We start from the raw sequence: 11,148 nt of genomic DNA, 5'->3' as shown, positions 1-11,148 counted from the left end.
CAATATTATAGTGGGCATCGCAAAACAAACCCCCGATAGGCTTAGCTTATCGGGGGTTAAGATTAAGAGATAAATGTTTATTATTAGTTTGAAAATCCTAAAATTAACAGTCATAATATAGAAACAAAGTATTAGTAAAAACTATACATAAAGTAGTATTCTTATTCAATTTTTTGGAAAACTAATGAAGAAATTATTATTCACAGCTTTTGTTTCACTTAGTACCCTGTTTGTTCCATATAGTTCCAGTATGGCTAAAAGTAATAAGGTAAACGACCTTTCAAGTATTGATCAGATGTATAGCTCTAAGTTAGTAGGTACTTGGAATTGCGATTCTGTCAAAATGGAAGTTGAAGATGCAACTGTTACTATGGAAGGAGGTACTTCTTATTTCACTAATAAACGAAGTAATACATTTGGTACGATGATTATCGACTATCCTAAAGAAAACATTACGCTTGAATACGATTATTTCGGTACAGGCACGTGGGAGATAGATAATAAAAAATTAGTTGAAATATTAGAAGATATTAAGTTGACTAATATAAGTCATCCATACATGGATCAGTTATTCAATATGACTGATATGTTCCCAAAAAATATAAGTGCATCTTCCTCAATTATATCTTTGTCACAATCAAATATGACCTTAAAAGATGATACTGAGGGCGTAATATTTACTTGCTCAAAAAAATAGCTAAATAAAGAGCTTATTTCATAAGCCCAAATTATCTATATAAATAAACCTCTAGTTCGAACCCATATAGAAAAACCCTAGTGAGATGAGCGCGCTGGGGTTTTTCATGGAGGTCTGAAAAGTTTTATACTAATCTACTGATTCACCGCATCTCGTCTAAACGTCCACGTCTTGTCATCAGAAGCGTCTTCACAATAATAATATCCCGACAAATTAAACTGCTTTAATTGCTCAGCACGAGTCAATTTATTATCAGCGGCATACTTGACCATTAGACCACGTGCTTTTTTGGCATAAAAGCTAATCACTTTATATTGGCCGTTTTTTTTGTCTTCAAATCGTGGGGTGATAATTTCAGCATCCAATGCTTTTTTCTTTACCGCTTTAAAGTACTCGTTTGAGGCCAGATTCACCAGTACTTTATCATCGTTATCATTCATTCGTGTATTGATAACGCCAGTCACTTCCTCGCCCCAGAACTCATATAAATTAGCACCGCGCTCATTTGCTAGCTTGGTACCCATCTCTAGGCGATACGGCTGAATCAGATCCAGCGGTTTGATCACACCATACAGCCCTGACAAAATCCCCAAATGTTCATTCACATAGATAGCTGTGTCTTTGTCCATGTGATACATATCGAGTCCAGTATAGACGTCACCATCGAATAGGTAACCTGCAGGTTTGGCTACATTAGCAGTTGCGTCAACGGTGAATGGCTGATCCTTACTCCAGTTCCACTGATGATTACGCTCAGCATTGAGCTGTGCTAAATCATCAGAGATTCCCATCAATTCTTGCAAATCAATTGGCTCTTTTGATTTTAGTATTTTCATCAATGCTTGCGAGTGTTCAATCAGCTCAGGCTGACTATAGTAGTTGCCCATATTGATTGGTATGGCATCTGTTTCGTTCAAAGATTTGGCAGGTGAAAGTACAAAGTACATGGTTACTCCTTATTATAGTGAGTCAATAATCCAAATTAACAATGGAGGTATCAAAATGTTTATTGTTTCTATTATACGGTAGTTAGAGGAGGAAATTGACTGACTCATCACTGTTTTAGGTTTTTTATATTAGGCTTAGAATATGTATAAATTTAAAGGGTTACGAAGAATATCGATAGGCTAGATGGTACAAAATATTGTGTATTTCTGAAAAATAAAAATTCTCAATATAACAATAAAGATTGAGAGATGACACAAATCACTGAATTTTTCTTTTACTTGTGCGTCATCATTAGACGATGAAACTTGACGAACGATATCTCTATAATAAAAAGGCATGATGAAAAACTATATATCATTTATTAAATTGATAGTTCTTTGGTCGCTCTAATGGATTAATCACGACTAGAGGTTTATGTCCACTGTGCTGTTTTAGGTGCTGAGGGTATTAATATCAACGGTAGTTGTGGGACGTAAATATAGTCATTTGACATAAGTAAGGAGACGGTATGAAAATCGGTGTAATCAGTGCAGATATCACGAGCGAGAGACGTGTAGCCATAACCCCAGACGCAGTCAAAAAATTGCGTAAACTCGGATTTGAAGTCGTCATTCAGTCAGGTGCAGGTCAGGCAGCATATTATGCTGATGCGTTGTATCAGGCTGCGGGTGCCGACATTGCCAGTAGTCGCACCGAGGTGATTACCCAGTCTAAGATTATTACCACCGTCAATGACTTACCAGCTGAAGCCACCCAAAGCTTGTCGTCTGGTCAGATCGTCATTGGCATGCTCGATCCATATCGCAACACTCAGCTTGACACTTATGCCGCCAAAGGCGCGACTGTATTTGCGATGGAATTATTGCCTCGTACTCTGTCACGCGCACAGAATATGGATGTACTGTCATCTCAGGCCAACCTTGCTGGTTATAAAGCCGTGTTGCTGGCCGCCAATGAGTATTCACGTCCATTCCCGATGTTTATGACCTCAGCAGGTACAGTCAAACCAGCCAAGGTCGTTATCTTGGGCGTTGGTGTTGCCGGTTTGCAGGCGATTGCGACGGCAAAGCGTTTGGGTGCAGTGGTAGAAGCCAGTGATCTACGTCCGACTGCACGCGAACAAGTGGAGTCACTTGGTGGTAAATGGCTTGATGTACCGATGAGCGCAGAAGAGGCTGAGACAGCCAAGTCTACCGGTGGCTATGCGTGGACGCCATCTGAACAATACATCAAAGAACAATCCGCTGTCGTAGACAAAGCACTCAGCAATGCTGACATCGTCATTACCACCGCGCAGATTCCTGGTCGTAACGCCCCTCGCCTGGTACACGGCGCAACCCTTGCCAAAATGAAGGCCGGTTCAGTACTGATCGATATGGCGGCTGGTACTGGTGGTAACGTCGAAGGCAGCGTACCCAACGAAACCATCACTACAGATAACGGCGTACGTATCGTTGGTGCGGCTAATATTCCCTCGATGCTCGCCGCACAGTCTTCAGATTTGTATGCCAATAACCTGGTCAATTTTATCACCACGCTAATCACACCTGACACTACAGACGATAACGGTAGTGATTCAGCAAGCGCATTGACGCTTACGCTAAACATGGAAGACGAGATTCAAGGAGCTCTGGCAGTGACACATGACAGTCAAGTACGCCTCGCTAAACGCTAAGGCTTGACGAGCTAAGTTTTTATAGCTTATTGCCATACATTTTGTCACCACACATTTGCCAGATATGAATAAATTTTAGGAGGATTAAATGATTGCCACTATTTTAGCGGCAGCGCCAGCTGGTGCTGCCATGAGTAGCACACCATTTGTAGCGATTTTCACTGTATTTGTGCTCGCTATTTTTGTTGGATACTACGTGGTTTGGGGCGTTACGCCTGCATTGCACACGCCATTGATGGCAGTAACCAATGCTTTGTCAAGTATCGTTATCGTCGGTGCGATGCTACAAACGGTCACGATTGAGGGCTCGATGTTCACACCGACCAGTCTGCTGGGTGCCTTTGCAGTATTTCTTGCCAGTATCAATATTTTCGGTGGTTTTGCCGTGACTGAGCGTATGCTTGCCATGTTTAAACCGAAACCAAAAAAAGCACCCGTTCTTGAAGCGAATACGACTGAAACTGGAGGCGACGCATGAATGATTTTTCAGCAATGATTGCGGCAAATGCGGATTGGTTTTATCTGGTCGGCGCTATCCTTTTTGTTTTAACTCTACGTGGTTTATCTAGTCCAAAGACGGCTATCCGTGGTAATCGTTTTGGTATGGCAGCGATGGCGATTGCTGTCGTGACCACATTTTTTTTAGCAGAAGGCCCTGTGCTTTGGTTGATTATCGGAGCGATGATTTTGGGTGCTGTCGTTGGCATGTGGAAAGCGAAAACAGTCGCAATGACTCAAATGCCAGAAACGGTTGCCTTGATGCATTCGTTTGTCGGTTTGGCAGCGGTTGCGATTGCACTTGCGACAGTGTTGCACACTGAGCAGCAGCATGGTGCCGTTGCCCGTGTTGAGCTATTTATTGGTTGCTTCATCGGTGCGATTACTTTTTCAGCTTCAGTCTTTGCCTTTGGTAAATTGGCAGCAAAAAGCTGGGCGAAAACACTGGTCGGCGGCTGGGTAAAACCTGTCCAAGCGCTATTATTCATTGCGATGATTGGTTTTGGCGGCGTGTATTTCGTCACTGATTCATTACCAGCATTTTATGCGATGGCAGTGATTGCGGTTATCTTTGGTTGGATGTGGATTGCGCCAATCGGTGGCGGTGATATGCCAGTAGTGGTATCACTATTGAACTCGTTCTCAGGTTGGGCAGCAGCAGGTATTGGTTTCACCCTTGGTAACTCGATGCTGATTATCGCAGGTTCGCTAGTCGGTTCATCAGGTGCGATTTTGTCTTATATCATGTGTAAAGCCATGAACCGCTCGCTACTCAATGTCTTGTTTGGTGGTATGGGTACGTCAGCCGTGGCTGCAGGCGGAGATGATGGTGCGCCAAAGAACTACAAAGCAGGATCAGCAGAAGATGCAGGGTTTCTCATGTCTAATGCCAGTAACGTGGTTATCGTACCAGGTTATGGAATGGCGCAAGGCCGCGCACAGAATGCAGTAAAAGAGTTGTATGAGTTATTAAAAGAAGAAGGTGTTAATGTTCGTTTTGCCATTCACCCAGTTGCGGGTCGTATGCCAGGGCACATGAACGTCCTGTTGGCTGAAGCGGATGTACCTTACGATGATATTTTAGAAATGGACGAGATTAACTCAGATTTCGCGAGTACAGACGTGGTCTTGGTTATTGGTGCAAATGATGTTGTGAATCCATCTGCGAAAGATGATCCTACCTCACCAATCTTTGGTATGCCGATTCTAGAAGTCAGTAAAGCCCAGACGGTCATGGTCATCAAGCGCTCAATGAGTACTGGTTATGCAGGTCTTGATAACAGCTTGTTCTACATGGACAAAACCATGATGATATTTGGTGATGCCAAGAAAATGGTCGAAGAGATGGTACGTACTATCAATGGCGGCGGTCATTAATCTCTAAGCTATGTTTTTAGCTATTATTATTTACAGATAAGTTTTTAAATAAAGAAAGTCACTCAGGTGGCTTTTTTGCGTTAAAGTATGAAGCATTCATATTTTATCATTATGTATAAAAAATAAAAGGTAAGAGAGCTGCTTATGAATATGTTAATACGTTTTTTTATTATGGTCAGTTTACTAAAGCAACAACTCAAGCAGCAGTCAACGGGTGAGGGCATTAGTATAGAAACCTTGATCGAACCGACTGTCCGTCACTATCGAGTATTACCGCATGATATGGGGTTTCGTGATCACCTGCCTAATTATCGTTATTTATCATTCATTGAGCTAAACATCACACGCTGGGTCATGGCGCGCTGTCACCAAAAAGGCATTAAAAAATTGAATTGGATCATGTCTATGCAGGAGATGGTCTATCTAAAACCAATCAAGTTTTTGGATAAAGTGACACTTAGTAGTACAGTCGCAGGATGGGATCAGAAGTACGTATATTTTGAGCATCGTTTCTTTGTAAAAAACCAGCTGATGAGTATTGGTATGACCAAGTTTATTTTTGCAGACAAAAAAGGCAAATGTACGCCAGAAATATTGGATATGGTAGGGGAGCATATGACTGATACGATTACCACATGGAACACACACCAATCTGCTTTAAAGTCTGCCAAACCAGTGTAGATATCATAAGCTGACATATAAATAACTTGGCTATAATCATTTGCTGAATTTTGATAAAATAGTATCCATCAAATTGTTAAAACTATCTTATCAAGACTATCTTATTAAAATGGTTAAAAATGAGGAGCCACTATGATCCCGCAAAAATTAAAATGGACAGATAGCTTAGATATCGCTATTGAGCTTTATGAAAAATTCCCAGAAACAGATCCGCAATACATTCGTTTTACGGACTTGCATCGCTGGGTTACTGAACTAGAAGGCTTCGATGATGATCCGCAAAAATCAAATGAAGGCATCCTAGAAGCCATTCAAATGAACTGGATTGATGAAGCAGATTGATCGTTAGGCTTTTCAGTACCAGTATTAGCATTAATAGAAATAGAAGACTAAATAAACAGATAGAAAAGGCCGCATCATGACATCACAAATTAAAGAGCTACCAGAAGCAATAGCTTGTAGCGGTATCAGCGTTCGTACCACTAATAATGCTGAAATAAGCCATGAAACGGCTAAGTTAGGTCGGTTATGGCAAAAGTTTTATCAAAACCATGTCGGTCAGCTCCCTGAAGGTGAAGATATTTATGGTGTCTATCACAACTACGAAAGCGATGATCTAGCAGGAGCGTTTGACGTTGTGGCCAGTTGGAAAACCGCTAGCGAGCAAGACGCTCAGTCAGGCAGCGACAGTGTGGCCAATGCTAGTAAGCTAGTAACAGTTGAGATTCCTGCAGGCAAGTACTTGGTATTTTCTCAAGAAGGGCACATGCCAAATACTGTGATGAATGCATGGGAAAGTGCTTGGGAGTATTTCAATGCACCAGATTGTGAGCATACCCGCACTTTTAAGGTGGATTTTGAACATTATATCGATGGTAATCTAGAATACGGTCAAGTCGATGTCTATATTGGTATTGAGTAAATCTGGTATTTATTGAGTTGGTTAAAGTAATAAAAAAGCGCCAAATCTAATTCAGATTTGGCGCTTTTTCAATGATAATAAGGAGCTGTTAATCTAGCAATAAATTTTCTAAAATACCTTCATAAATCTGCGCCAGTTTGCCCAAATCATCCACTTCTATTTTTTCATCGACCTGATGAATCGTCGCATTACGCACACCCAGTTCAACGACTTGTGCACCTGTTGGTGCGATAAAGCGGCCATCTGATGTGCCACCAGAAGTTGATAGCGTCGTATCAGTATCGGTTACTTGTTTAATCGCCTTTTGACAGGCAGAAACCAGCTTACCTTCAGGAGTCAAAAATGGCTGACCAGATAATTTCCAATGAATATCGTAGCTCGCTTTGCTATTGGCAAAGTGCTTATCAAAAATAGCATGCGTTTTTGCCTTTAGCTCATCTTCAGTGGTTTCTGTCGAAAAACGAAAATTAAAGACAACGTTTAAGGCTTCAGGAATCACGTTGGTTGCGCCAGTGCCGCCATTGATATTAGAGATTTGCAGCGACGTCGCAGGGAAGTAATCGTTACCACTGTCCCATGCAGTAGAGGTCAGTTCAGCCAGTGCTGACATCGCTGCATGAATTGGATTGCAAGCCAGATGCGGGTAGGCCACATGACCTTGTTTACCCGTAACGGTAAGCTCAGCACCCAATGAGCCACGGCGACCGTTTTTGATAATATCGCCCAGCGTATCGGTACTCGATGGTTCACCAACCAAGCAATAGGTGATTTTTTCTTGGCGCGCTTCTAAGGTTTCGATTACTTTGACCGTACCATTGATAGAAGGACCTTCTTCATCAGAAGTGATTAAAAAGGCGATTGATCCTTTGTGCTCAGGGTGATTGGCCACAAAACGTTCAGATGCGATAGTAAAAGCGGCAATACCTGTTTTCATATCAGCGGCACCGCGCGCCCATAAGTAGCCGTCAGCGATGGTTGGTGTAAATGGCGGATATGTCCAATTACTTTCATCGCCAGTTGGCACGACATCAGTATGACCCGCAAAACAAATGACAGGATCGGTGCTGCCACGGCGTGCCCACAAGTTCTTGACTTCAGCGTGCTCACCTTTTGCTTGTCTATCGCCATAGTACATAAACTCACAGTCAAAACCTGCTTGTTTTAATCTTTCTGACAAGATATCTTGGCAACCATCATCATCTGGCGTCACTGAAGGACGTTCAAGCAGTTCGATGCTCAAATCTAATGTTTCTTGTTGATGCGTTGTTTGTTGAGAAGGAGATGTTTGGTGATTAATGTCAGACATAAACGAACCTTTTGGTTATCAAGTTAATTTTTAATACTTTTTTCGATAGACAATTCGATAGACGAGTAGGGTCTGTTAAATATTCAAATATTAGGACTGCTGGTCGCTAAAATAGCACCACCACATTTGAAAGTTCAACAAATCCTAGAATATATTGCTTATACACAAGCTAGATAATAATCTACGGATGTTCTTCAACAAAGGGCACTAAGCTATCGCGGCGCATCCAAGTTGCAATAGAATAGCGTTGCCTATGGGCGATTTGTACTTGATGCTGCAAGTCGCTATCAAATATTACCAGTCGGTTAGCAACTGGCAAAACATTGTGATGAACGCCATGTTTGTCGACGACTTCTAATGCGCCACCATTATCAGATGACCATTGATCGTTGAGATAAAACACGGCTGAAATAACGCGCTCGTCACGTCCAGTAGGGTTGTCACTGTGCCATTGATAGCCAAATCCTGCCGGATAGCAGGCATAATGCGCTTCACTATGACGAATACCAGCGAACAAGCTACGATTGAATAGCGAGGCCAAAGCGTTGATGCTTTGTAGATAGTAATAGCCTGCAAAGAAGTTTTCGGTAATCCAGCGGATTCTATCACCGCGAATATCGCTGAGACGCACACCCGCGGTCAGCTCAGCATCACGATACTCAATAAACCCACTTTCTGCTTGCAAGGCTAATAACGCAGTACGACTAAACACATCATCAATGATGAGCCAACCATCATTAACAAACTTATCGAGCTGTTCATCCGTCAGTTTATCCTCCCAACGAACAGCAAAGTCAGATATTTGCAAGGTGTGCTGAGTGGATGATTTATCTTTTGTCTCATGAACACAGGGCGCAAGCAAAGGTGGATTGTCAGCACCTATTGGATGCTTGACCATCAACCCTGTCACATTAAGGTTACTAATAATTTTAGTCATGTCGTCTCATTATTGTCGATTAGCGATTAATCAACCAGCAATCAATACTTTTTATTGAAAGTACTTACCAAAACCACATTATATTTTATTCTGCCTATGCTACCATAGATGCAATTTTTCTTATTTAAACTTTTGAGATTATGAACTATAAACACGCCTACCACGCTGGTAACTTTGCTGATGTGGTCAAACACATTTTATTGGTGCAATTACTTAATCAATTAGGGCAAAAAAACAAACCTTTTTATGTGCTTGACGCTTATGGCGGTCGTGGACTGTATTCACTAAGCAGTGAGGAGTCGCGTAAGACAGGTGAAGCCAAAGGTGGTATTCAAGCTTTACTAAATGCGGATACCGAAAAAGCGCCTGCTGCCGTCAAGCAGTATATGGAAGGTATCAAGCAAGCTCGATTTACTTATGACAATAAAGTTTATCCGGGATCTCCTTGGTGGATTGCTCATCATGTTGAACAAAATCCAGATGCAGGCGTTCGTGGCGAAGCCTTTGAGGCCAAAGCTAGCGAATATGATGCGCTGAATTATCAGCTGTATAAACTGCCAATTGGTATTCATCATCGTGACGCCTTTGAAGGTATTACTGCAGTTATTCCACCAAAAGAAAAACGCGGTCTGATTTTTCTGGATCCACCGTATGAGCAAGAGCATAAAGACTTTACCCGCCTCATTGACTTGTTGGTTGCTGCTTATAATAAATGGCCACAAGGCACTTATGCGCTTTGGTTCCCTATCAAAAACATTGAAGCCGTTGAGTTGTTTTACAAAAAGCTGAAACGTACTGAGATGCGCCGTCAGTTGGTTTGCGAATTGAATGTTTATCCGAATGACGTTGCCGTTGGTCTCAACGGTACGGGTCTATTGGTAATCAACCCGCCTTGGCAGTTTGATAACCATGCACGTGAGATACAGCGTTTCTTACAACCTGCACTCAAAGTAGCGGATGCGCCAGAATTAACACCTGATAGTGCGACCAATGTGCGCTGGTTAGTAGGCGAATAAGGATATTCAAATGACTAACCTGCAATCACCCAAAGAACAATCAAATAACTCGACGCCAAATGAAGAGGTATCACAAGATCGTGCAGCAGCTCAGCCGCCTTTTATTGATGAACAAGATCTCAATATCCGCCTAGCGAATAATGACAGTTATGATGGTTTGACGTTTGAGGTGATTGAGGCAGAAGTTGCTGAAGGTCAGCGTATAGTGAGTCGTGGTGTCTATTTAGCACCTAATTTGATTACAACCTTATCACTACTGTCAGGATTTTATTCAATTTTGGCCAGTACCCAAGGTGAGTTTTATAAAGCATCTTTAGCTATCTTCTTATCTGCTATTCTGGACGGTGCTGATGGTCGTGTCGCGCGTATGCTTAACGCCCAAAGCCCTTTTGGTGAGCAGTATGATTCTTTAGCAGATATGTTAGCGTTCGGCGTGGCACCAGCCATTTTGATTTATAGCTTTGCTTTAGAGCCATTAGGGCGTATCGGTATCGGCTGTGCTTTTGTATTCACGGCTTGCGGTGCTTTTCGTCTTGCACGGTTTAATGTACAGATTGGCGAAGTTGATAAAAAGTACTTTGTTGGTTTGGCCAGTCCACTTGCTGCTATCTTAGTTACTTCTGCTGTCATGGTTGCTGTCGATCATAATGAATGGATTGGTCAGTACGATACAGCGGTCATGCTATTATTCGCGAGCTGGGTAGTGATTTGTGGTTTACTAATGGTGAGTAACGTCAAATATTATAGCTTTAAAGAGTTTGACAAAAAGAAAGTACCTTTCGTAGTGCTGATCATTGGTGTGCTGATCATGAGTATCGTGTTATATGATATTCCTGTCGGTATACTAGCCATTGGTATTATCTACGCCTTGTCAGGAATCGTAACGACGGTTAAAACGAAAGTAAAAGGCTAATACTGCTTTCTATAACACCTATATTGAAAAATCGTATATTGTCGTATATCAAATTATCGTATATCAAAGGGCTTACCGTTAGGTAGGCTCTTTTTTTATGAGTTTGTTGCTACCTTCAATAAATAGATTAAGGTTATTTAGTATTCCCCCTTGTTTTATATCTCAAACTCCGTATAAT

The 11,148-nt window shown here is 41.8% G+C and carries 12 protein-coding genes; 9 read left to right on the top strand and 3 right to left on the bottom strand.

Annotated elements, in window-relative coordinates:
- The first annotated feature begins 184 nt into the window (after positions 1-184).
- Positions 185-697, top strand: coding sequence for a hypothetical protein (locus ACT3RN_RS12020; protein ID WP_192517976.1), 513 nt, complete (start codon positions 185-187; stop codon positions 695-697).
- A 134-nt stretch (positions 698-831) separates the two neighbouring features.
- Here ACT3RN_RS12020 and yaaA read toward each other — a convergent pair whose 3' ends face one another.
- A complete protein-coding gene (gene yaaA, locus ACT3RN_RS12015; protein ID WP_192517975.1) occupies positions 832-1,644 on the bottom strand; it encodes a peroxide stress protein YaaA in 813 nt (270 codons plus the stop codon).
- A 509-nt stretch (positions 1,645-2,153) separates the two neighbouring features.
- Between yaaA and ACT3RN_RS12010 the strand changes: the two genes are divergently transcribed.
- The 6 genes from ACT3RN_RS12010 (at position 2,154) to ACT3RN_RS11985 (ending at position 6,798) form a co-directional block, all read left to right on the top strand.
- Entirely contained in the window at positions 2,154-3,320 is a 1,167-nt protein-coding gene (locus tag ACT3RN_RS12010) for a Re/Si-specific NAD(P)(+) transhydrogenase subunit alpha (protein WP_192517974.1), read from the top strand.
- Positions 3,321-3,450: 130 nt separating this feature from the next.
- A complete protein-coding gene (locus ACT3RN_RS12005; RefSeq protein ID WP_225739043.1) occupies positions 3,451-3,798 on the top strand; it encodes a proton-translocating transhydrogenase family protein in 348 nt (115 codons plus the stop codon).
- Positions 3,795-5,195 (top strand): NAD(P)(+) transhydrogenase (Re/Si-specific) subunit beta, encoded by a 1,401-nt coding sequence (locus tag ACT3RN_RS12000; RefSeq protein WP_413038413.1) that lies wholly within the window; start codon positions 3,795-3,797, stop codon positions 5,193-5,195. The genes ACT3RN_RS12005 and ACT3RN_RS12000 overlap by 4 nt, the downstream gene beginning before the upstream one ends.
- 144 nt (positions 5,196-5,339) lie before the next feature.
- Positions 5,340-5,876 (top strand): acyl-CoA thioesterase, encoded by a 537-nt coding sequence (locus ACT3RN_RS11995; RefSeq protein WP_192517972.1) that lies wholly within the window; start codon positions 5,340-5,342, stop codon positions 5,874-5,876.
- 132 nt (positions 5,877-6,008) lie between these two features.
- The gene (gene iscX / locus ACT3RN_RS11990) at positions 6,009-6,218 is read left to right on the top strand and encodes a Fe-S cluster assembly protein IscX (protein ID WP_010196865.1); all 210 of its coding nucleotides are present in this window, start codon (positions 6,009-6,011) and stop codon (positions 6,216-6,218) included.
- A 76-nt stretch (positions 6,219-6,294) separates the two neighbouring features.
- Positions 6,295-6,798 carry a GyrI-like domain-containing protein gene (locus tag ACT3RN_RS11985; RefSeq protein ID WP_192517971.1) on the top strand — a complete coding sequence of 168 codons (504 nt, stop codon included), beginning with the start codon at positions 6,295-6,297 and terminating at the stop codon, positions 6,796-6,798.
- An 88-nt stretch (positions 6,799-6,886) separates the two neighbouring features.
- Here the strand turns inward: ACT3RN_RS11985 and dapE are convergent, their stop codons facing one another.
- Both dapE and ACT3RN_RS11975 read right to left on the bottom strand, forming a co-directional pair.
- Entirely contained in the window at positions 6,887-8,104 is a 1,218-nt protein-coding gene (gene dapE / locus ACT3RN_RS11980) for a succinyl-diaminopimelate desuccinylase (protein WP_192517970.1), read from the bottom strand.
- Positions 8,105-8,285: 181 nt separating this feature from the next.
- Positions 8,286-9,041 carry a 2OG-Fe(II) oxygenase gene (locus ACT3RN_RS11975; RefSeq protein WP_192517969.1) on the bottom strand — a complete coding sequence of 252 codons (756 nt, stop codon included), beginning with the start codon at positions 9,039-9,041 and terminating at the stop codon, positions 8,286-8,288.
- 140 nt (positions 9,042-9,181) lie between these two features.
- Between ACT3RN_RS11975 and ACT3RN_RS11970 the strand changes: the two genes are divergently transcribed.
- Complete coding sequence (locus ACT3RN_RS11970) at positions 9,182-10,057, top strand: 23S rRNA (adenine(2030)-N(6))-methyltransferase RlmJ (protein ID WP_192517968.1); 876 nt, start codon at positions 9,182-9,184, stop codon at positions 10,055-10,057.
- A 10-nt stretch (positions 10,058-10,067) separates the two neighbouring features.
- Entirely contained in the window at positions 10,068-10,970 is a 903-nt protein-coding gene (gene pssA / locus ACT3RN_RS11965; protein WP_225739041.1) for a CDP-diacylglycerol--serine O-phosphatidyltransferase, read from the top strand.
- Positions 10,971-11,148: the final 178 nt, after the last annotated feature.

The sequence above is a fragment of the Psychrobacter sp. AOP5-GZ1-6 genome (genome assembly GCF_052376345.1).
Lineage (GTDB): Bacteria > Pseudomonadota > Gammaproteobacteria > Pseudomonadales > Moraxellaceae > Psychrobacter.
Note: the sequence above shows the minus strand (reverse complement) of the source record. Positions and strands in the feature narration are given on the sequence as shown.